This window comes from Paenibacillus sp. FSL F4-0097 (genome assembly GCF_038593125.1).
In the GTDB taxonomy this organism is placed as follows: Bacteria; Bacillota; Bacilli; order Paenibacillales; family Paenibacillaceae; genus Paenibacillus_AQ; species Paenibacillus_AQ odorifer.
Genome location: NZ_CP151965.1, coordinates 5,085,215 through 5,106,562, shown reverse-complemented (window position 1 = coordinate 5,106,562; position 21,348 = coordinate 5,085,215). Strand labels below are relative to the sequence as shown.

Annotated in this window: 25 protein-coding genes and 1 tRNA gene; 21 read left to right on the top strand and 5 right to left on the bottom strand. The window is 41.9% G+C overall.

Features of this window, described 5'->3' with window-relative positions; all coding sequences use genetic code 11:
• The first annotated feature begins 106 nt into the window (after positions 1-106).
• The 4 genes from MHH86_RS22920 to MHH86_RS22905 all read left to right on the top strand — a co-directional run bounded on the left by MHH86_RS22920 (position 107) and on the right by MHH86_RS22905 (position 2,190).
• Positions 107-1,003, top strand: a complete 897-nt coding sequence (locus tag MHH86_RS22920) for a DUF5677 domain-containing protein (protein ID WP_076187674.1) — start codon at positions 107-109, stop codon at positions 1,001-1,003.
• Positions 1,000-1,383, top strand: coding sequence for a hypothetical protein (locus MHH86_RS22915; RefSeq protein ID WP_076317115.1), 384 nt, complete (start codon positions 1,000-1,002; stop codon positions 1,381-1,383). The genes MHH86_RS22920 and MHH86_RS22915 overlap by 4 nt, the downstream gene beginning before the upstream one ends.
• Before the next feature lie 78 nt (positions 1,384-1,461).
• Positions 1,462-1,632 carry a hypothetical protein gene (locus MHH86_RS22910; RefSeq protein WP_179088446.1) on the top strand — a complete coding sequence of 57 codons (171 nt, stop codon included), beginning with the start codon at positions 1,462-1,464 and terminating at the stop codon, positions 1,630-1,632.
• Between the two features lie 57 nt (positions 1,633-1,689).
• Entirely contained in the window at positions 1,690-2,190 is a 501-nt protein-coding gene (locus tag MHH86_RS22905) for a hypothetical protein (RefSeq protein WP_139329993.1), read from the top strand.
• A gap of 284 nt (positions 2,191-2,474) precedes the next feature.
• On the opposite strand, the gene MHH86_RS22900 is transcribed toward MHH86_RS22905, so the two are convergent.
• The 3 genes from MHH86_RS22900 to MHH86_RS22890 form a co-directional block, all read right to left on the bottom strand.
• Entirely contained in the window at positions 2,475-3,470 is a 996-nt protein-coding gene (locus tag MHH86_RS22900; RefSeq protein WP_081384446.1) for a hypothetical protein, read from the bottom strand.
• Entirely contained in the window at positions 3,471-3,713 is a 243-nt protein-coding gene (locus MHH86_RS22895) for a hypothetical protein (protein WP_139329992.1), read from the bottom strand. It lies immediately after the preceding gene.
• 167 nt (positions 3,714-3,880) lie between these two features.
• Entirely contained in the window at positions 3,881-4,270 is a 390-nt protein-coding gene (locus MHH86_RS22890) for a restriction endonuclease (protein ID WP_076187663.1), read from the bottom strand.
• 120 nt (positions 4,271-4,390) lie between these two features.
• On the opposite strand from MHH86_RS22890, the gene MHH86_RS22885 reads away from it, so the two are divergent.
• From MHH86_RS22885 to MHH86_RS22860, 6 genes are all read left to right on the top strand, one after another.
• Complete coding sequence (locus MHH86_RS22885; RefSeq protein ID WP_076187660.1) at positions 4,391-4,789, top strand: hypothetical protein; 399 nt, start codon at positions 4,391-4,393, stop codon at positions 4,787-4,789.
• Between the two features lie 44 nt (positions 4,790-4,833).
• Positions 4,834-5,244 (top strand): hypothetical protein, encoded by a 411-nt coding sequence (locus MHH86_RS22880; RefSeq protein WP_076187658.1) that lies wholly within the window; start codon positions 4,834-4,836, stop codon positions 5,242-5,244.
• A 486-nt stretch (positions 5,245-5,730) separates the two neighbouring features.
• Positions 5,731-5,991 (top strand): nucleoside triphosphate pyrophosphohydrolase, encoded by a 261-nt coding sequence (locus tag MHH86_RS22875; RefSeq protein ID WP_306019520.1) that lies wholly within the window; start codon positions 5,731-5,733, stop codon positions 5,989-5,991.
• Between the two features lie 68 nt (positions 5,992-6,059).
• On the top strand, positions 6,060-7,946 hold the full coding sequence (locus MHH86_RS22870) for an ATP-binding protein (protein ID WP_076317114.1): 1,887 nt from the start codon (positions 6,060-6,062) through the stop codon (positions 7,944-7,946).
• Positions 7,947-8,267: 321 nt separating this feature from the next.
• A tRNA-Leu gene (locus tag MHH86_RS22865) sits at positions 8,268-8,342 on the top strand.
• A gap of 321 nt (positions 8,343-8,663) precedes the next feature.
• Entirely contained in the window at positions 8,664-10,256 is a 1,593-nt protein-coding gene (locus MHH86_RS22860) for a sensor domain-containing diguanylate cyclase (RefSeq protein ID WP_076317113.1), read from the top strand.
• A gap of 262 nt (positions 10,257-10,518) precedes the next feature.
• Here MHH86_RS22860 and MHH86_RS22855 read toward each other — a convergent pair whose 3' ends face one another.
• Complete coding sequence (locus tag MHH86_RS22855) at positions 10,519-11,187, bottom strand: hypothetical protein (RefSeq protein WP_036683328.1); 669 nt, start codon at positions 11,185-11,187, stop codon at positions 10,519-10,521.
• A gap of 303 nt (positions 11,188-11,490) precedes the next feature.
• Here MHH86_RS22855 and MHH86_RS22850 point away from each other — a divergent pair, with 303 nt between their 5' ends.
• From MHH86_RS22850 to MHH86_RS22815, 8 genes are all read left to right on the top strand, one after another.
• Positions 11,491-11,859, top strand: a complete 369-nt coding sequence (locus MHH86_RS22850; protein ID WP_036683325.1) for a BlaI/MecI/CopY family transcriptional regulator — start codon at positions 11,491-11,493, stop codon at positions 11,857-11,859.
• Between the two features lies 1 nt (position 11,860).
• A complete protein-coding gene (locus tag MHH86_RS22845; RefSeq protein WP_076317112.1) occupies positions 11,861-12,985 on the top strand; it encodes a M56 family metallopeptidase in 1,125 nt (374 codons plus the stop codon).
• A 226-nt stretch (positions 12,986-13,211) separates the two neighbouring features.
• Positions 13,212-13,658 (top strand): sigma factor, encoded by a 447-nt coding sequence (locus MHH86_RS22840; protein ID WP_076191854.1) that lies wholly within the window; start codon positions 13,212-13,214, stop codon positions 13,656-13,658.
• A 177-nt stretch (positions 13,659-13,835) separates the two neighbouring features.
• Positions 13,836-13,970 carry a hypothetical protein gene (locus MHH86_RS22835; RefSeq protein WP_256715948.1) on the top strand — a complete coding sequence of 45 codons (135 nt, stop codon included), beginning with the start codon at positions 13,836-13,838 and terminating at the stop codon, positions 13,968-13,970.
• A gap of 126 nt (positions 13,971-14,096) precedes the next feature.
• Positions 14,097-14,393, top strand: a complete 297-nt coding sequence (locus tag MHH86_RS22830) for a hypothetical protein (RefSeq protein WP_051491284.1) — start codon at positions 14,097-14,099, stop codon at positions 14,391-14,393.
• A 62-nt stretch (positions 14,394-14,455) separates the two neighbouring features.
• Positions 14,456-14,884, top strand: coding sequence for a hypothetical protein (locus tag MHH86_RS22825; RefSeq protein WP_076317111.1), 429 nt, complete (start codon positions 14,456-14,458; stop codon positions 14,882-14,884).
• A 1-nt stretch (position 14,885) separates the two neighbouring features.
• Positions 14,886-15,146 (top strand): hypothetical protein, encoded by a 261-nt coding sequence (locus tag MHH86_RS22820; protein ID WP_305953628.1) that lies wholly within the window; start codon positions 14,886-14,888, stop codon positions 15,144-15,146.
• Between the two features lie 204 nt (positions 15,147-15,350).
• Positions 15,351-15,641, top strand: coding sequence for a helix-turn-helix transcriptional regulator (locus MHH86_RS22815; RefSeq protein ID WP_076317110.1), 291 nt, complete (start codon positions 15,351-15,353; stop codon positions 15,639-15,641).
• Positions 15,642-15,782: 141 nt separating this feature from the next.
• Here the strand turns inward: MHH86_RS22815 and MHH86_RS22810 are convergent, their stop codons facing one another.
• Positions 15,783-16,070, bottom strand: a complete 288-nt coding sequence (locus MHH86_RS22810) for a hypothetical protein (RefSeq protein ID WP_076187406.1) — start codon at positions 16,068-16,070, stop codon at positions 15,783-15,785.
• Positions 16,071-16,270: 200 nt separating this feature from the next.
• Between MHH86_RS22810 and MHH86_RS22805 the strand changes: the two genes are divergently transcribed.
• From MHH86_RS22805 to MHH86_RS22795, 3 genes are all read left to right on the top strand, one after another.
• Positions 16,271-18,079, top strand: a complete 1,809-nt coding sequence (locus MHH86_RS22805) for a sensor histidine kinase (protein WP_076317109.1) — start codon at positions 16,271-16,273, stop codon at positions 18,077-18,079.
• Between the two features lie 3 nt (positions 18,080-18,082).
• The gene (locus MHH86_RS22800) at positions 18,083-19,714 is read left to right on the top strand and encodes a response regulator (RefSeq protein ID WP_036683314.1); all 1,632 of its coding nucleotides are present in this window, start codon (positions 18,083-18,085) and stop codon (positions 19,712-19,714) included.
• Between the two features lie 172 nt (positions 19,715-19,886).
• Positions 19,887-21,269 (top strand): extracellular solute-binding protein, encoded by a 1,383-nt coding sequence (locus MHH86_RS22795; protein WP_036683312.1) that lies wholly within the window; start codon positions 19,887-19,889, stop codon positions 21,267-21,269.
• Positions 21,270-21,348: the final 79 nt, after the last annotated feature.

Below are 21,348 nucleotides of genomic sequence, written 5' to 3'. Positions count from 1 at the left end.
GGAATCCTTTAAGGGGGCAACCTACTATAGTATCCGATAAACTATATAATAACACAGGGATAAGGTTTTTGGAAAAAACTTTCTATAAGAGACTTGGAGGTTCAATATGAGAAAACTAATTCAACTAGACATTGTTTGGGAAAATGAAATGAAAGAGTTATCCAACACTCATAAAGAAAATTATACTAACTTTAGAAAACTGGTTTCCGTATTGCACACGTCTGAAGTATTAATTGATAGCTTTAATATAAAGAAGATCAACCCATATAATCTTGACCAGCTTCAATTTATTGTTTCTTATTATTTTGTTCATACCTATCATCAATCGTTAGCTGTATATCATTTATCTAAATTAGGGTTTGGTGCTAGTGGTCTTATTTTAGTACGAACAGTTGTAGAGTCTTTGGTGAATATGAGTTATTTATGGCAAGTCAAAAAGATACATGGAAATGATGAAGAAAGAGCAGCTTGGATGGAGTATATAAACATATCTCGCCACAAAATGGATCAGGCTTGGAAAAATATGCAGAGTCATAGGAAAAGGAATTCCATACCTTTGGCAACTCCAGAGGAGCTCTTTACTAACGAGAATTCAATTGATTTTAAAGAAAAAGCCAAGCTTTTTAAAGATAAGTATCAAAGAAATGAATGGTCCAAATTGAAGAATGTAGAACAGAGGGCAAGGGCTGTCGATGATTTGCAGATCAGTATTCTTCCAGGATTGGATTTAGAAGAAATGTACAACACAGTTTATCGTTGGAGTAGTGAATATGTACACGGATTAAGTAGCTCATCTGAAATGTATATGGCTGCAACTGAGAGAGAAATTTCAGTTCACTTTGGAGTGAGCATCAAGAATATTGATATTGTTCTTCCGTTGCTAACTAGAGTAATGACTTATGTGGTAGCTATTGTGAATCATGTTTTTCATTTAGATGTAAATATATCAGATCAAATTATGTTTGCAGGTTTTAATGAAGATGTGGAGAGGAATGAAAAATGAATAAATATGCTCAGTCTGCAATAAGGGCAGTAGAGTTATGCAACGAGCTTAAGGTCTCTCCAATAGATGCTTGGAACACAGCTACATTAGAACATTATAAAAGGGACAGTGATTCGCAAAAGAAGGGTTGTCCAAGATATGCTTTTCTTGGGTTATGTGAAGAAGGGCTAATTAAAGGTGTACGAAGTGGAACGTACATTCTTAAATCAAAGAATAAAAATAAAGTATATGCCGTTAAAGCGGTGGAGCTGCTAAAAGCAAATCCGGAATTAGCCAAAGATAAAAAAAGGTTGTGGAACGAAGTAGTTAAAGGTGATAAGAAGCATAACTCTCAAATGAATGTTGTACTTGCGTTGTGGGGGAATGGACTATTTGAGTAGAATTAAGAGATTTCAAATAACTAATACCTAATACCTTATATGAGCAGGTATCAAAAAATATGTGAGTGAGGGATTAATTTGAATATCAATGAAATATCAAAATTTGAAAATGAACTTATTTTGAAGTCATCTCAAAGATACGGTAAATACTACAAAAATGCTGTAGATGCGTTAGAGCTTTTAGATGAGAGTATTGAATCAATAGATATTTCAGAATTTGTATTTCACTCATTCTATTTTCAAATTTAAAAGTCTCTTCAACTCGCTCTCCTTTCCATGCTGAGGTTACACGAGATTCAAGCATCTATGATGATGCGTTATGCTGTAGAGTCGTCAACAATGGCAGCTTATAGTTTATATAAAACTAATACTAATAATTATTTATATACGGATGAATACGGTAGAGCAACTTTGAAATCGAAAACTCAAAAGAAATGTTATGCTTGGTTAGAAACCAACTATCCAACACACTCAGCATCAATTGAGAATAAGAAAAAAATGTTGAATATGTTCTCAACACATTCAAATCTCTTTAATACTTTCGAAAATATTGACATAAATGACTTCTCTTATAGTTTGTTTGATGTTATTAAAGACGATGATGAAATATATGTTTTCTTATGGAATATTGCTAATACTACAATATTCATTATGGACATGCTTGAAGATGTTTCAAAAAGTTATCCTCTTGTACAGTTCGCAAAATCATATAGCAGAAGCATGAACAAATTAAAGAAAAGCAACATGGAGATACGAGATGAGTTTATGAACAATCACAAGTATATTAAATGGCTAGGTGTTAAATAATCTACTGGACAGACTTTGGTATATTTTTGGCTGCAAATATTTCAACGTAAGACTTAAAAGTATTTCCGTTAATGCAACTCTTTGAATGTTGATGAATATAGTAAGGCACTACAGCAACTCGACTGATGTTACTGATATCGTTAGGTTTGAGGTAATATAGCACATAGTTTGAAGTTCGGAATAAAAATAGGCACAGTTACGTTAGTTGAAAACTCACTTAACGTAGGCTGTACCATATATGAAATATGAATTTTATATAGTTGAAGGAATCAACTTAGAGCTATCTAAATATAATGATAATACGAGTTTCTACTTATTTCATCATTAATTAGTTCATCAGCGTTATTAATGTGGAAGCCATTAGTATAGAATTTTTTTTCAAGGCTCGAGATTTTAACTCCGCTTATTTTGGATATTAAAGCAGGGTTAACATTGTTTCGTACAAGACCTAATAATGCAGAGTTCATAATTCCTTCAAGTTCAAAAGTATCTGTATCTGGTGCTACATCTACGATCTCGGGGTGAGCTTTAAGAAATAAACAAAAATACTCGTTAAGGCGTTCTACCGGAAAGAGATTTGGATACAAAAACGCTAGCAGTCCAGTACTTGTATCAAATGTCTTGTTTAGATTTTTTTTAACGCACTTAATTGAGAATTGAAGGTCTCTTTTTAATCCATTTGGAATTTTTATATTTACAGAATTAATAATTACTGACCTGTAATCAGAACTGAAATCATTAATTTTTATAGAATAAATGACGGATTTTTTTGCTGGGGCTATTAATGTAAGTTTGATAAAAATACGTAATACTAAGAATTTGTAGAATTTCTTTATATCATTAGTTTTTGTTAATATGCTTAAATCATTTCTTTCAAAATAATTATCCAGACTTTCAATTATTTGAACTAATTCTACTTCAGACCAAACTCCTCTTTCTCTGACTGGTACTAAATTGAATTTAAGTGAAAGGTTATCTTTGAAGTCTTGGTAAGAAACCATATTATTAAATATGTCATTTGTATAATGTTTACTGACTAAGAATTTGAAAAATGATTTTATTCCTTCAAGGTGGTTCACCATACTGGTTCTGGTATTGATTTTACTCATGCTATTGTAATGCCCTACACAATTAATAACATCTTCTATAGTAATGTTATTTGGTTGATTTGCTTTTCCAATCACATTTAAATAATCAACAAATTTTGATACATGATTTATGTAGGTATCATCAACTTCAAGAAATTCATTTTTCCATGACTCCATTACATCCCTATTCAATTATTTAACCTCCCCATGAACTAACATTCTTTGATGATCATAACAATATATCCGTCCTTTAAAGCGTTTTGTATTGGACAAGCAATATTCTTTAACCTTATGCGTGACAGGCTTACCACATCTGGCACAAATGTAGAGGTCATCTTCTACATTACTGGGAGAAACAACAACTGACATCATAACTTCAATTACAGGCTCCTGATCAGATACCGCTATCGTTTGAGCTGCATTTACCTTCGACATTTTATCTATTAGAACTTCTCTGTCCCACAATTTCACCCCAAGACGTTTCGCACCATCTCTAGCCTGAGCTGTAAATCCACTGTTGGTTATTACCTAAGCTTCGGCACAGCCGTATACGTCTTTGCTAGTATAAGCCTGCTGAATGGCTTCATAGCCTACGTTCTTTTTCAGCGCTTGGCTTGAATAACAACTTTCTTCGTTGCTGACGACAAAATAAGATCGGCACCATAATCACCTTTGCCACCAGTACGTTTAACCTGCCATCCCTGACGCTTGAAAAACTGCTCCAAATAACGTTCAAACATTGTGCCACTCATTTTGTCTATCTCGTTGATGTTAGCCTTCTTTAGCTTTTCTTGGACATAGGCAATACGCAAAGCAATTGATATTGTCAGTACAACGATCACAAAGATTAACAAAGGATTTAGCCAAGAACCTCCTAATGATGCTCCATATTTGCTGAAGGTAAGGTTGAACGCAAGTAAGAAGGCACAGATCAGAATTAATTGCGTTGCAAGTTCTACAATGGATGGTTCTTTTTTTCGTCTTCTAGCCAATTTTGATGCTCCTGTTCACTTGGGTTATGGTAGTATATGTATAGGACATTATAACTATCTTTGTAGATTTATGGAATAGATGAAATCAAATATATTTGCATAATTCGAGGGGAATTGCAAATGAACAAGTATGGAGTTGTCGCACTTAAGGCTGTGGATTTGCTAAGGATGGATGAACAGTCTGAACCGCTTGCTGCATGGACTGTAGCTGCGTCAGAGGTATTCCGAGTGGGGAGTTCATCGCAGCGTAAGGGTTGCCCTAAGAATGCATTCTTGGGCTTGTGTGAAGCTGGTATGGTGGAAGGTATCCAAGAAGGTTACTATGTTAACAGGAGTACGTCACAGAAGAACAAGGGCTATGCAATTAGAGCAGTACAACTGCTGAAGGAAAAGCCAGAGTTGGCAGATGATAAGGTGAAGTTGTGGAAAGAGGTCATGAATGGTGTGGAAATGTCCCATAACTCTCAAATGGATGTCGTACTCTCACTCTGGAACAACAAATTGATCGTGGGGAATTAAACTTGTAAGTAAGTAAGTAAGTAACAACAGCGGGGGTATGATTTATGAAAACAGAAAGAGTACCTGGGTGGGTTTACTATCGTGGTGAAGTTGAAGCTCAACTTGATACGGACAAGTGTGGAAAATGGATGTATTTTTTTATAGATAAAAAATTTGTTGCGAAAATGTGTGAGGATGCTGTTAAAGCGAATATTGTTAGTGTATCTAAACATAGCGATGATGAAAAAGGCGTTGCTTGTTTTTATTTAAACTATGATAATATCGACACGCATAAAAAAATTATAATGTACTTTATAGAAAATGATCTTATCAGGAGAAAGAAGAACGGAAGCTTATACAATATATCATTTAAATTGGATAACCAAACCAGAGCAGGTGAATATGGAAATGAATTTAAATCTGATATAACACTATCGAAATTCGTTAATTTAAATACAGGGGAATGGTTACTATAAAGTACGTCTTTATGACGTAATGTCGAAGATAGGACGAATAATAGATAATGATCAAGTACCCCAAAAACCCCTTGCAAAGTTCTTAATGTACTTAGATGCCGAAAACTCAGACCATGTTTATTTCTGGAGAAAAGCTTGGGAATGAAACTCCTGCATTTGATCATGTGATTCCGTGGTCATATCTCGATTCGATGATATGTGGAATCTTGTGTTTGCACACCAATCATGTAACAGCAGTAATTTAAATGCGATACCAAGTGAAAACATGATTGAGCGGCTTGATGTGAGGAATAAGACACTCCTTCAGCGCATGAAGGGATAAGGTAATCTTAATAAACATGTCTCAGAGCTTCAACTGGCAGTGTGTAACAATCTTGTACTTAAGTTCTGAATTGTTTGTCAGGGATGAACTAAGGGGGAGAATAAAGACGGTGAAGACTTATAATAAATTGATACGTGATAAGATACCCGATATTATTCAAGCGAGTGGAAAACAATACTGTAAAGGTGCTTGATGATGCTGACTATATTGAAGCCTTGAAGACCAAAATGCAAGAAGAATTGAGTGAATTTTTTGAAGCTCCTGAAGATCAGCAATTGGAGGAACTTGCTGATTTGCTTGAAGTGGTGTGTGGCTTCATTCAGACTAAAGGTGTAAGTTCTGAAGAACTGGAAAGGATTCGTAAAGACAAGTTTGATAAGCGTGGCGGATTTCAAGAAAGACTGCTGCTAATTGAGGTCAAATAGAAGCTATAGTAACTATTTGTAAGTTCCATGATAAAACGACTTAAAACTGACTCAAGGGATTGATTTTTATGATAAAAAGTATAGTGCTTCCCCAGTATTTTAAAACTGATTATTTGATAATAGGCGATGATAAAGACTTAATTGATAATCTATCAAAGATTAATATTTTGGTTGGAGAAAATAATTCTGGTAAGAGTCTTTTATTAAGAACTTTATTTAAATTAACGCATTTTGAATATAGTTTAAAAGAGAACATGAATAATAAATTATATACAATTATAGATAGTTATTTGGACTTGTTAACAGTTATTACTTCAACATACTGCATTAGTGACTATGACATCATTATAAATGAACTTACAAATATAAACATTCCAGAAACATTATCTAGTTATTCGGAAAATTATACCGAGTTAAAAAAGTGTATTGATAAAATGCTAAAAGTAAATCTTAGTGGGTTCTTAAATAAGCAAGAAACTTTACAACACTCGGAAAAATTTGAAATTGTAGATAAAATAAAAGCTTTAGGAAATGAACTGAAACGAGACACAGAAAGTATAATAGGCGAGTTAAATGAAAAATACGTTAATCTGTATATACCAATATTAAGAGGTCTTAGACCTGTAACGGAAAAAGATTGTTATTATGATAGGACTTTAAAGGATTATTTTAATGATGAGATTCAGTATTCGAAAGAGATGAGAGTGTTTACTGGATACGAAATGTACTCACGAATAAAAGCGTTAAGGTTGAGTAAATTTGAAGAAAGAAAAAGATTAGACCAGTTTGAATTATTCCTGTCAGAAGAATTTTTTATGGACAAGAAAGTGACTTTAACAGCAGATAGAGACTCAGATGTTTTATTAATAAAGATTGGTAATGAAAAGGAACAACCAATTTATAATTTAGGTGACGGTATTCAGTCGATAATATTGATTACATTTCCATTGTTTTTTTATAAATTCAATAAATTAAAAGTTTTTATTGAGGAGCCAGAGCTGAATTTGCATCCAGGTTTACAAAGGAAACTGTTAGAAGTTCTTTATAGTAATAAGTATTTTGGACACTGTCAGTTTTTTATATCTACTCACTCAAATCACTTTCTTGATCTGACACTTGATTTTTCGAAAGTTTCAATTTATACAGTAAAAAAACAATTTGAAAAGGACTCTAATGATTTCTTTAACCTTGAGGAAAAACCAAAGTTCTTAATAGAAAATATAAGTAATGAAGATAATACAGTTCTCGAAATGCTCGGAGTTAGAAATTCTTCAGTGTTCTTGTCAAACTGTACGATTTGGGTTGAAGGAATAACAGACAGGTATTACATTCGGCATTATTTATTTTTGTATCAGTCACATTTAAAGATACCAGAAGCTCAAAAATTATTTGAGGATATTCATTATTCATTCGTTGAATACAGCGGAAACAATATAGTGCACTGGTCATTTTTAGACGAAGAAGAGGTCACCAAAAAGACAATTAATGTTGAAAGACTTTGTGGTCGACTGTTTTTAATTACAGACAAAGATGGTGAAAGCAAACTACCAAGACAAAAAAAATTGCAAACCAAGCTTGGTAATAGATACTACTGTCTTAAATCAAGAGAGATTGAAAACTTGATAAGCAAAGAGGTTTTAAAAAATGTACTTGCAGATTATGAGGGGGTAAGTGTAAGTGAACTATGTTTAAAAGATTTTGAAGAAGCTGATTATCAAGATGAGCACATAGGTTCTTTTTTACAAAACATATTTTATAATGCTCCAAACAGAAGAGGTAGTTATCAGTCCAAATCTGGAGCAGTAAGCAATAAGATTGATTTCTGTGAGAGAACAATTGGAAAAATCTATAATTTTGAAGATCTATCTACAGAAGCAAAAGAGTTAACAATTTTAATTTATGAGTTTATTCAAAAGATGAATGCTACTAAATTCACTGAAGTTGTTATAAATTAAACGAATAAAAATACAATCATATCTTTCATTAATTAAGAGCATAATTCAAAAATGATTGAATTTAAGTGTCGCATAATTGAAGTTATGCGACAACCGATATGTAAGGAGCTTTCATGGTTAATCATATATGCGTATTTATTCAATTATTTTCTTTTTATTCATTAAACTGGATTTCTGCCTACACATGAGAATTAAGTGCAGCAAGCACTTAAATTGCATTAAGACATGCAGTACCTCATTAATTTATACCAGTAATACGTAGAATGGTCCTGTGTAGCTAGAAGAGACAATCACTGAAAAATGCAGTAATATCAACGCTTTGGCGGAACAGGCAGACGCACAGGACTTAAAATCCTGCGGTACGTGAGTACCGTACGGGTTCGACCCCCGTCCTCGGCATCACAGTGAAAACCTTGAGAAATCAAGGTTTTTTTTGTTTTTCTTGAGTAAAACTTCCGTCAAAAACTAAAGGTTCTGTGTGTCTTGGAATCACATCCGAGCTCACAGAATCAGGTTGATAACACTCCTTTTCAGTGCTTGTCTAATCACAAGCTCTGGAGGGAGTTTTTTAATATGTAAGATTTCATGAACCGCCGTATATCAAACGGTAAGCAGAGTGGTATGAGAGATCCGAGCCTTTTGATTACTGTCGAATAACATCTTAATTTGTTGTATTATTAATTAATCTAGTTTTCAAGAACCAAGGAGGGTTAAAGTTTGCTTACACTGAGAAGAGCCGACCCGCGTCAAAGTAAAAAGCTCAGTCTTACATCGCTGCTTACGGGCTTGGTTACGCTGGTGGTTCTACTAACCTCAAGCATTCTTCTGATTGGCTCTTACGAGTCCAAAAAACAGTCCTTGATGGAGACTACACTCCATCTGAATTACTACAACGCTGACCGAATGACCAAAACAATGGATTCCTTATTTCAGTCCATGCGCAGCAGTTTGGAATACAGTGCTGACACACTCTCCGATGACGAAACCTCAACGCCGAAGCAAGTGGATGATAATTTGGAACTGATGCGCAATAGTAGCAATTACTTCAATTCTATCGCCGTGCTCGATGCCGACGGGCTGATCCGCAATGTAGTACCGGCTAGTTTGGGGTCAGCAGGAAACCATATTACTTCTAAGGTCGGTTTGGAAGCTCTGGCGTTAAAAAAACCTTACATATCCTCCCCCTACATGACCCAAACCACAAAGAGACTAATCGTTTTTATGAGTCAGCCGATTTTTAGCAAGAATGGTACATATCGCGGTATTTTGAGCGGCACATTTTATCTGCAGGAGAACAATATTTTGTCTATGATTTTTGGCGACAATAACGTAGACGATTCTGGCTCCTATTATTATATTGTGGATTCAAGTGGGCATCTGTTGTACCACCCGGATAAGCAGCTCATTGGGGAGGATGTCAGCAATAACAAGGTTGTGCAGAAACTCATGAATGGGGAGAGTGGGGAACAGCAAGTGCGTAACACCCGTGACGTTGAAATGCTTGCCGGATACTCCAGCGTTCCAGCCAACGGATGGGGAATTGTGGTCGTTTCGCCGATTAGTGTCATCCATCATCAACTGATGGGGCACCTTCGGACCATTCTCTGGTATTCGTTGTTTCCGTTCATTATCCTCCTGATGGGCGTCATTCTCGTAGCACGCAAGCTGGCCCGGCCTTTTGTGTACCTGGCAAATCTGGTGAGCAGGATGGGCAAGGAGAAGATTGAATTGCCAGAAGCGAAGCCGCAATGGAGCCGAGAGGCAGATCTGCTGACCAAGGCTGTGTTGCTTGCCGTGACGGATATTCAGAAGCAGACGGATCAACTGACCCAAGAGGCTACGACGGATGCTCTGACCGGTTTAATGAACCGGAGATCGTTAGAGTATACGATGAGTCAGTGGATTGACTCAGGACAACCGTTTTCGCTCATTGTACTGGATGTAGACAAATTCAAACTCGTGAACGACACTTACGGTCATCTCATCGGCGACGAAGTGCTGAAACATGTAGCCAAAGTTATAGTTACCTCGGTTCGTCCAGACGATGTTTGCTACCGCTACGGCGGTGAAGAGTTCATCATCTTGCTAGCCCACACAAGACCTGAGGAAGCTTTCATCATAGCTGAAAGAGTCCGGCGGGCAATGGAACAAAGCAGGGGGCCAATCGAGACACAGGTTACAATCTCTCTAGGAATCGCCCATTATCCTTTTCATACATTGGAGCGGGAGGGGCTGCTGGAGAAGGCGGATCAGGCGTTATACTTGGCCAAGAGCAGGGGAAGAAACCAGACTATGGTCGCTGATGTTTGAAACAATGGCTCGAAATATAGAAGCATATAAACCTCCTTTGCTATATCTGACTAAATCAGATGAAGTAGAAGGAGGTTTTGTCAATGGCTATACGTTTAACAAAAGTTAAAAAGGCAGCAATAGCAATAATGGAAGAAGCATTAAACAGTCTATCAATTAGAAGAAAGCGAATAACCTCAATGAACAAGCAGTCCTTGATTACCCATACATATCAATCTACGTTTCAAACATCTACCCGACACTACAGAATCAGATGATGAGTTTAGCCGTCAACTACGCTCATTTGCGCATATCCTGTTGTGCTGTACGTGCTAGCCCGAGCCCCATATGCAGTGTTTGAATTCAGTTTAGTGAGATATAGTTTTCCACCTTGCGGTAAGTTATTTGCATAACCTACATCCGAACCAGTGTTAAGATTTGTGAAACCGGCATTATAGCTTGTCCCTGGTAAAGAATCACCTATCATTGTGACTCTATTAGCGCTGGAATAAAAGGTGTAAAACGGTAGTGACGCTCCAGAATTTGAGGGTTCAAATAAGTAGACAAACCCAACATAATTCGCGGCTAGGGTATGAAAATCATAAGTTTGAGGCTTAGTTAACTGTTCTTTTCGTACATCTTCTTTCAATTTAGGAACATCCCAACCTGGAAAAAGGTCCGAAAATTCTGGAAGTTCTACTAACATTCCATCGGGCAACTCATAGCCAACCTGACCATCAACAGTCCAAGAAGTACTGTATATTATAGAATTCCTTGCATTCAAGATGTCGTCTTTCCATTCCGTAGGAGCTGCGTCAACATCCTGATAAGCGAGCTTCTCTTCCGACAGGGAAGCGAAGTAGTTCTGCTGATTACTTGCAAGCGCAAAGCTTGGAGTGAGGAGGAGGAGGAGAGCCAGGGCCGAGAAAACAAAGAGAGATTTCTTTTTCATTAATTAGTAGCCTCCATTCTAAAATTGGGAATTTGGTTTTTCGTTCAACGTGAAAGTATTCGTTAATTGTTCATCGGAATTGCCTCCGTTTCATTAGTGTTAAACTATGAAAATGCTTCTTCATAATATATATGTCTTAATGTATCGAATTGGGGACAAAGATTTTCAAAAATATCCCAATATTGTTTTTGTGTGTGATAAATGGGATAAAATATTTCTATTTTATAGATTTGACATGAATTCAAGACAAATGTAGAATATCATTGTAGACAGTTGTCTTAAAGGAGTTGATTAATAGAAATAATGAGAAAATTGCCAGATGCAGAGTTTGATATCATGAAAGTTGTGTGGGCCAATGATTCACCTATAACGACTAATGTTATTATGCAACAGCTTGGAAATGATAGGAAATGGAAAGCGCAAACGGTCATTTCTCTTATGTTACGGTTGGTTGAGCGTGGCTTTATTCGAACTGAAAAAAAGGGAAAAGAGCGCACTTATTTCCCTTTAATTAACAAAGAGGAGTACCTGAAATTTGAAACAGGCGACTTTATGGAGCGTTTTCATGCGAATTCATTCGTTAGCTTGGTTGCTACGCTATATGCTAGTAACAAAGTAAAGGACAGTGACCTCGATCAATTGGAAAATTGGCTGAAAGATAAGAGGGAGTGATATGCAGGGATTTTTAGTTACCGTGCTCCAATGCTCTGTATCTATGTCATTGCTGACGCTTGTGTACGCGGCAATACAGCCCTTTATATCCAAACGATATGTCGCAAAGTGGAATTATAGGGTTTGGCTGCTGCTTGCGGTAGGCTGGATATTCCCCTTTCGTCCACAGATTGACCTATTAGTTCTCCCTGTGACCATGCCGGATCTTCCTGCAACGCTTGTTCCATCCATAATCCGTACTGTCCCCTTAATGGACTTTGGGGATAGGGGGGATGCTTGGGCAACAATCTCTTTATGGTGGGTGCTTACAGCGATTTGGGGGTGCGGTATTGTAATCATAATACTGTATCATGCTCTACGGCATAGTCGTTTTATGAAGACGGTACGTCGTTGGAGTGATCCTGTAACCGATGCGAAGGTTCAAGGGATTTTAGACAGTGTAAGGTCGGAACTCGGGATTAAAAAGCATATAGGTTTATGCGTATGTGAAAGCGTTACAAGTCCTATGTTCATTGGCTTTATACAGCCTGTCATTTTACTGCCGCGAGTGAAACTATCAGATGATGAAGTGTATCTAATTCTAAAGCATGAGTTGATTCATCTTAAACGGCATGACCTCTGGTGCAAGGCCATGATCTTGATTGCAACCTCGTTTCATTGGTTCAATCCAGTTGTCTATCTTATGGCAAAAGCGGCAGCGGAAGAATGTGAAATCTCTTGTGACGCATTGGTTTTACAAAACGCAGATCATCAACGGCGAATACAATATGGGGAAATCATTATTACTGTTGCGAGGAATGGGGCGAAGCTCCAAACAGCATTATCAAGTAATTTTTATGGAGGGAAAAAAGGTTTGAAAAATCGCATTTCTTCAATCATGGACCTAAAAGAGAAGAAAAATGGTGTTCTATTCCTTTGTGTGGCGCTGATAGGAATTATATGGATAGGGTCCGCGTTAACCGTTTCAGCTAACGCAGATGAACCTCAAGCATCTACTACTACCGAAGTTGTTACTTCGTCGTATGACAGAAATGACAATATTGATAGCGATAGTGAAATTGTTAATGAGGTAACACGCCTCAAAGAGCTATTGCGCCGCTATGCAAATAACCTAGGATATAAATGATGAATAGGAAGAAGGCAACCTTTTAGAGGGTTGCTTTTTTATTTTTAATTTTTTTTGAAAAAGTGTTCCTATTATCTGTTTATAGGGTAGTATTGAAATACCAATATTTATATGTTTATATAAAATTATAACTAAAGTAGATTGTATTTCATAAAAAGGAAATGGTGGTGAGAAGGCGGTGCTAAATGATAATCAACGTCGCACCATAAAAGTATTATATACGGAAATGTATAGTTCATTGTTGGCATATGCACAAAGCAAGTTGAATGACCGCACACTGGCCGAAGAAGCCGTTCAGGACACATTTAGAATCGCATGTGCTAAAGCCGACAAATTTCTATTTTGTTCCAATCCGAAAGGCTGGCTATTTAATACATTAAAGAATGTTATTAAAAACAAAGTTCGCAGTCGGGCATACCTTAAAAATATAGTAGTAACTTCATTCGAAATAGATGAAAACGTTATCTTTGAGGATAGTGACGTACTTGATGTTGACTTTATATTTTCTGACTTAACCAATATTGAAGACTATAAATTACTTAAAAAAATTACTCTGGAGAAGTATTCAATGATGGAGGCGGCTAATGAAATTGGGATTTCTGTAGAGGCCTGTAAAAAACGGGTTCAGCGAGTAAAGAAGAAGTTAAAAAAAGTTTTGAAAAACATAGTTTAACCAGCCAGCAATCATGAAAATAATATAAGTGTTCTGGCGCAAAAAACAGTGGCGCAGCAAGTATTGTATTCAACCTTGTTATGCAGGAGAGGTTACGGCTATCGTGGAGCTGCTTAATAAGCAGAGAAATGGATAGGACCGGCAACATTTGTTCATCATCTGAAGGATGCGTTCATTATGCCTGGTGTACATGATAACCATGTATTTTTTACCGGTTACATGTCCATGCACCGTGGAGTGGATCTGACGAATGTCGCTACAATCCAAGAGGCTTTAGAGTTGCTAAAACAAGAGGCAAAAAAAACCTTATAGCAAAATGTATACGCTTACGGGTGGAGTGAAGAGTGTTGGGGCGAGCTTCCGGGGCAAAGCTTATTAGACGAAGCTTTTACTGCCAGGGCTGTAATCGCCATTAATTTGACGAAAAGCTATTGTTGGATGAACAAGCTTGCCCAGGATAAGTATCAGTTTCTCCCTAACCAATGCAGCGCGGAATCACGCGCCCGTCTCCTTCATGACATGATGCAGGATCAGGAATTAGTCAGACAAGAGTTTTTGGACTTTGCCCGAATGCTTGCTAAGCGGGGTGTAACTTCGATAAAAGATATAGGCTTTGACAGGCATAGCGGTTTGCTGCCGGTCCTTGAAGAGCTGGAAGCAGCGGGAGAGCTGCCGTTGCAGGTCCATTTCGCGCTTGGATGCTTATATGGCTGCTGTGGCCGGAAAAGAAAATGAAAGCCGGTTTTATAATTACAAGTCCATGCTTGAGGCCAATGTTCCGATTACGATGGGTAGAAATGGAAACGGTTAAACTTAAAATAAAATGGTCCCTTCCTCATAGTTATACATTGATTTTTCTGATTATCGTGGCTATTGCCGGATTAACCTGGATTGTCCCGAGCGGCCAATTTGACCGCCAGGAAGTGCTGGTGGATGGTTCCTCCAGAACAGCCATCATCCCGGGAACCTATCATACCGTTCCTAAAATCAGTGAGCAAGGGGATTTGAGACAAGGATTTGCCCAAATTGCCAGTGCGCCGTTGGAGGGAATCATCAATGCTGCTGATGTCGTCGCCTTCGTCCTGATTGTAGGGGGAGCTTTTAGAATTATTCTGCAGACGGGGGCGATTGACCGGGCACTGATGGCTTTAGCCGGAAGACTCAAAAGTAAAGGGATATTACTGATTCCGATAGCCATGGTGATTTTCAGCGGTATTCCAAAATGATATTCTAAACCGCCAACGCTTCATCAAGGAGAACGATGGGATAGAAGTAAGTTTCTCGAATCGGGATAAATTAATTATTGGCGGCTTCATCTTTACCTTGGGACTTATTGTCTGGGGAATACTGAGCAAAGGCTGGTATATGACTGAGATCGGAGCGCTTTTCTTTGCACTTGGTATTTTTTCAGGGATTGTCACCCGGATGAGTCAAAAGGAAATTGCCGAGAATTTTGTTAAAGGTTGCGGAGAATTTATCTACGTGTGAGTTGTAATTTATCTTGTTGCGTTTGTAACGATTTTTGGCACAAGTATCTTAGTCCTGATGGTCAAGAAATCCTTGATTTATCAGGGCTTTTTTAATGGTTTTCCTTGAGTATTATTAAAGATACTCTAAATGGCTAAAACTGATTTTAGGTTCAAAAGCTCGTGGATCAATTGTTGGCACAAATCGTAGTGTGGAGGCGGTTAAATGAACACTATTGGGGCAAATATTAAACAACTACGAAAAATACATAATCTTAATCAAACGGATTTAGCTAATAAAATCGGTGTTTCTCAAGGCAGCCTTAGTGATTTGGAATCTGGAAAAGGTAAGCCGGCAATAGAGACGGTTTTCTCAATTTGCTCTGAGTTCGGTTGTTCTTATGAATGGCTTTTAACCGGGAAGGAGCATTCAACTATTGGTGAATTAAGTGGTACAGTAGTGGAGTTATTGCAGACTGTTAAGGGGCTTAACCCTAGAGAACAGCTAGAACTGTGACAGATCGCAAAAATTAAGCGTGATTTACTGTAAAGATGATCAAGCGGAAATAAAAACGTAAAATTGAAATTTTGACGTAGTTTTACATCTTCACATCCAGATGTCGAAGCAGCAAATGGAAGCAGTATATTGTTACCAGACCTATACATGGAATACCACATGAAGCAGACCAGATTGCCCGCCGCCATAATAAGTGAACACTGCGTTGCCGCCAGTATTCAGTTGGGGCAGGACTTCGCTCAACGTTCCCCCCATCTCTGTTTCATGCTTCATAGAATCGCCCTTGAAACCGTCAGTTTGGCTAATTGTATTATTTTTTACGTATGAGGCAACAAAATCAGTGAGCTCTGCTACTGTTGGATTGTTCAACATTTGCCGCAGAAAGGCATCAAACGGAATGGACTGACCGTCACAAGCATAATTACTCAATCGCGCAGCTTCCCGTCAACTTGAGCCATGATTAGTGAATCCGCACCATGTTATGCGGAGGGCCCCCTGCCTATTGATAATAAGGGACGGAATCCGCTAAATAATCATGCCCTGTCTTGACACCGGACTGGAGCAGCCATATGGTACAAGTGACAAGAACATACAAACATAGGGAGATACATGCTCAAGAAGGGGGAACTATGAATACATTCACAGCCTATGGCCGTAAGATCCGGAAGCAGATCGCCGGCAGGTATTACCGGATATCCATCAAACAGAGGATTCTGTTCTCGTTCATCGTGCTGATTACGCTGTCCATCGGTGCAATGGGCAGCTTCTCGTATTGGATTGCCGCGCAGGAGATCGAGGATAATGCCTACGCCGGCAGCCGGGAGACCGTAAGCAAGACGGCACAGCTGCTGGATTCCCGCCTGAATGATGTGGCGCTGTCTGTGCAGTCCCTGATGCTGAGCGATGCGTACCGCAAGATGATGCTCGATGTGTTCAGCCATGATGTGTCGAATTACTATGTCCATCTGTCGGATCTGCAATATGTGCTCTCCCAGGTAACGTTCAATCAGCCGATCATCGAAAACGTGCTGATCGTTACCCCGATTGGCGATTTCTATTCCACTACGCAGATCCGGGCGCAGGACAACTCGTTCTACGGCTCGGAATTATATGATCTGAGCAAGGAGCGGCCGGGCGGCTACTGGGCCAAAGGACATTATGACCGGTTGTTCACGGGCAGCCAGCGGGTGGTCTCCTTCGTAGTCCGGGGGATTTATGAATACCCTTACACGCCGATCAGCAATGTATTTATTGTGGTCAATATCAGGGAGAGCCGGATAGATGAGCTGCTGAATACAGGCGGAGAACAAGCAGGGAGAAATTATTATCTGGTGAGCGGGGAAGGAGAGGCGGTGGTGGAGTCCCGCTGGCCGTTCCGGGGCAGGTTCCCCTGGAAGCCGGTGCTTGCCGAAGCCGGGAAAGCGGCCGATCCGCAGGACCACTACTACAGCTATGGCGGCAAGGAGTATCTGGTTAATTATACAAGCTCAGCGGTATCACCCGACTGGATCATCTCCGGCATGCAGTCGCGGGACCAGCTGCTGGGCAAGCTGCAGCGGGTGCAGCGCATTACCCTCTATGTCATCGTTGTTTTCCTGCTGGCCACCTGGCTGATCTCCAACCAGCTGACATCTGTGCTGCTGAAGCCCCTGTTCAAGCTGCGGCGGCTGATGCGCAGAGTCGAAGAGAACCAGCTCAGCGTGGTGTATGAGAGCCGTTATGAGGACGAGGTTGCCCAGGTCGGCTTTCAGTTCAACCGGATGATGTCAGAGATTAAGACGCTGATCGCGGATGTGAAGACCAAGGAGGAGGATAAGCGGCATGCAGAGATCCGCGCGCTTACGGCCCAGATGGAGCCGCACTTTCTGTACAATACACTCAATACCATCTATTGCAAATCGGTCATGGGGGAGAATGACGATGTAAATGAGATGATCCTGTCGTTGTCGCAGATGTTCCAGATCGGGCTCAGTGGCGGCAAGGATCTGATTACCCTTGCGGATGAGCTGTCCCACGTGCGGCAGTATTTCGCTATTCAGCAGAAATGCTATGAAGGTCTGTTCGAATACACGGTGACGGTAGAGGATGAGGCACTGCTTACCTGTCTAATGCCCAAGATTATCCTGCAGCCGGTGGTGGAGAACAGCATCCAGCATGGATTCAGCGACCGGACTTTAGGAGGCAGGATAGACATCACGGTCAGCCGGGAGCAGGGGCTGCTGCATATTTGCATTACCGACAATGGACGGGGACTTGATGCTGTACGGGTCAAGCAGGGGATGCTCAGTGCTCCGCAGTCGAGGAAAGGTTATGCCCTGTTCAACATCAGGCACCGGCTGGCGCTGTATTACGGGGACGAAGCCCGTATGGATGTGGGCGGCGAACCAAGTAAGGGATCACGGACGGATCTGTGGATTCCCTCAGAAGAGGAGAGATGAAGGATGGACCGGAAGCTGGAGCTGGAAAGGTTCAAATTATGTGTAATCGACGATATTAAAAGTGTGGTGGAGATGGTCTCGAGCAAGCCGCCATGGCAGGAGCACGGTATTGAGGTAGTCGGTACAGCGCTGGACGGTGAAGCGGGGCTGCAGATTATCCGCGAGACCCGGCCGGACATTGTGCTGACTGATATCCGGATGCCAAGAATGGACGGCCTGCAGATGACCCGGGCTATTCTGGAGGAACTGCCGGACTGCAAGATTATTATCCTCAGCGCCTACTCGGAGTTCTCTTATGCCCAGGAAGCCATCCGACTAGGGGCGCTTGATTTCGTCAAGAAGCCCTTTTCCCTGAACGAGATTGTGCAGGCTGTGTTGAAGGCCAGGGAGTTGTGCCGGGAGGAGCGTCAGGAGACCACCAGACTTGCTGTGATGGAGGCTAAAATTAGAGAAAGTCTGCCTATTCTCCGCCAAGAATATCTCATCTTCCTGCTGCATCACCAGACGACAGAATCGGATGCACGTTCCCGCTGGGCCTATCTCGATATCCCTCTGGACCAGCATGATTTCTTCGTGTTTGTCGCCGAAATCGATCATTTCACGGAGAAGCTGAGCGGCCAGCCTGTGCAGGAGGTCGAGCTGCTGCGGTTCAGCCTGCATAATATTCTCGAAGAGACGATTTCCGCCTGGACCCGCGGCGTTATCATCCGGGAGGCGACAGACCGGTACGTCTGCATCATGAACGGCTCGGACCCGGATACGGCCGCGCTGGTTACGGAGGCCTGCTGCACGAATGTAAGCCGATTCTCCCGGCATACGCTTTCCATTGGCGTGGGGCTGGGCGCAGCGGCGATTCAGGAGCTTGGCACAGCGTACAGGCAGGCGATTAGCGCGCTGGGTTATCATTTCTACACCGGAGGAAACGGGGTCTACATTTACAGCAATGTCGAGAATAAACCGCTCGCACTTCACAGCTACTCCGCCGCCGTCGAGCAGGAGCTGCTGTTCGCCCTGCGTTCCGGCAATTCTGCCAAAAGCCTGCAGATGCTCGATCAGCTATTCGCGGAGCTGCTGGACAGCGGGCTTTTGCCTGAGCCGCGTTATGTGGAAAGCGTCGGCTATGAGCTGGGCTACAGGATCTGCCGGGTCCTGCTGGAGCAGTTCCCCTACGGGCAGGTGGAGCCGCTGGAGCGCAGGATTGCCGTCATGAAGAACCGGGTGCATCCTTCCCTGCAGGATATCCGGGACCTGCTGTCCGGGCTGTGCCGGGAGGCCTGTGCGCTGGTTACGGAGGTCCGTTCCCTGGAGTCCACACGGATTATCCGCCAGGCCGCCGCTTATATCGATAGCCATCTGGATACGGGGCTGTCGCTGGAGCAGGTGGCGAAGCAGATTAACCTCAGCCAGGGGTATTTCTCCAACCTGTTCAAGAAGGTGCAGGGGATTTCGTTTCAGCAGTATGTGATGCACGAGAAGATGGAGAAGGCTAAGGCGATGCTGATCAGCGGCCGGCAGGTTCAGGAGATCGCCCAGGATCTCGGGTATGAGCACAGGCGCTATTTCAGCGAGGTGTTCAAGAAATATACCGGAATGACCCCGTCCGAGTTCAAACTGCATTATCTTGGAAAAGAATAAAAATGCGCAGGGGAGGCATGTCCGCAGGGCGGAGGTGGCCTCCCTTCACTGTATAAAGCTCCTGCAGAAATCTGCCCTTAAAGTGGGCTTACCCGCCTTATCCGGATGCGCCAATCCGTCTATAATCAGGTTGTAAGCGAATACAACAGGGATATATAAGGGGGAACTACCAATGATGAAGCGTATGCTAATAACATCTCTGAGCCTGGTCCTGGCACTTGGCCTGACAGCCTGCGGCAACGGTAACGGTGGCAATGCTGCAGAAGGTAAGGGAGACGGGAAGACAGGCGGCTCGGGGGACAAGACCAAAATCAGCTACTGGACCGGCGACCGTCATGATGCGGATTTCGTGAAGGACAAGGTAGCCGAGTTCAACGCAACCAATACTGACGGGATTGAGGTGGAGCTGGTCGTCAAGGGCGACGACTTCGATACCGCACTCGATCTGTCCTTCCAGACCTCCGATGCGCCGGATGTAATCCGGGTGAAGGAGAATACCATCCAGACCTTCTACAAAAAAGGCTTTCTCGCTCCCATTGACGAGTTCCTCACCGATGAGCTGAAGACGAAATTCCCGGTCATGCCGGATCTGAATGAATTTGACGGCAAGCGTTACAGTCTGCCGAATTATGGAACAACCATGCGTCTAGTATACAACAAGGATCTGTTCGCCAAAGCAGGCGTTGAGCATCCGCCAGCTACCCTGCAGGAGCTGGTGGATACCGCCAAAAAATTGACGGAAGCCGGTAAAGCGGACGGCGCTTACGGCTTCGCCCAGAACTTCAAAAGCCCCGGAAGCGCGTTTGCGCGTTCGGCGCGGGTGATTGCGGAGATGAGCGGCTACGGCGGTTTCGGGTATGATTTCAAGACGGCCCGCTACGATTTCAGCGGCTTCGAATCGATCATCAATGCCTTTAAGCAGATCCGGGACAACGGCAGCATGCTGCCGGGTGTGGAATCGCTGGATATTGATCCGCTGCGGGCGCAGTTTGCAGAGGGCAAAATCGGAATGTATATGTCCTACTCCTCGGAGCCGGGCGTCTACAAGAATCAGTTCCCGGCCAAGATTGACTGGGCAGCCGCTCCGGTTCCGACCATCGACGGCACCGTGAAGGGGGCTTCGGGCTTCCTCGGGGGCCAGTGGCTGGCGCTGAGCTCGAAGTCGGAGCACAAAGGAGCAGCCTGGAAGTTCATGGAGTTCATGTACGGCGATCAGGTGCTGACGGATTATCAGGAAAAAGGCTTTGGTATCTCCATGGTTCCATCCGTCAGCGCAGTAGCCAAGACACCGGATGTGAACGGCATTGAAGGCTTCCTGCCGAACAAGCACGATGGAGTGTGGCCGGTCTATCCGTCTGTAGCACCGGAAGGGATGAAATCGGATGACGCCTTCTTCAAGTATATGCTGAACGGCGGCGATCTGAAGGCAATTATCGCCGATCTGAACAAACGCTATAACACTGCACTGGACAGCGTGATTGCGAATGATGGCGTGAAGGCCGAGCCGGATGCCGGCTTTGACCCCGCCGCATTGGGCGGCAAGTTCGCCAAGTAGATGGAAGGTCAGGGATAGAGATATAGGCCAAAGCAGAGGGATGAGGAAGCAGCTTTCCCATCCCTCTGCTCTGGCCGCA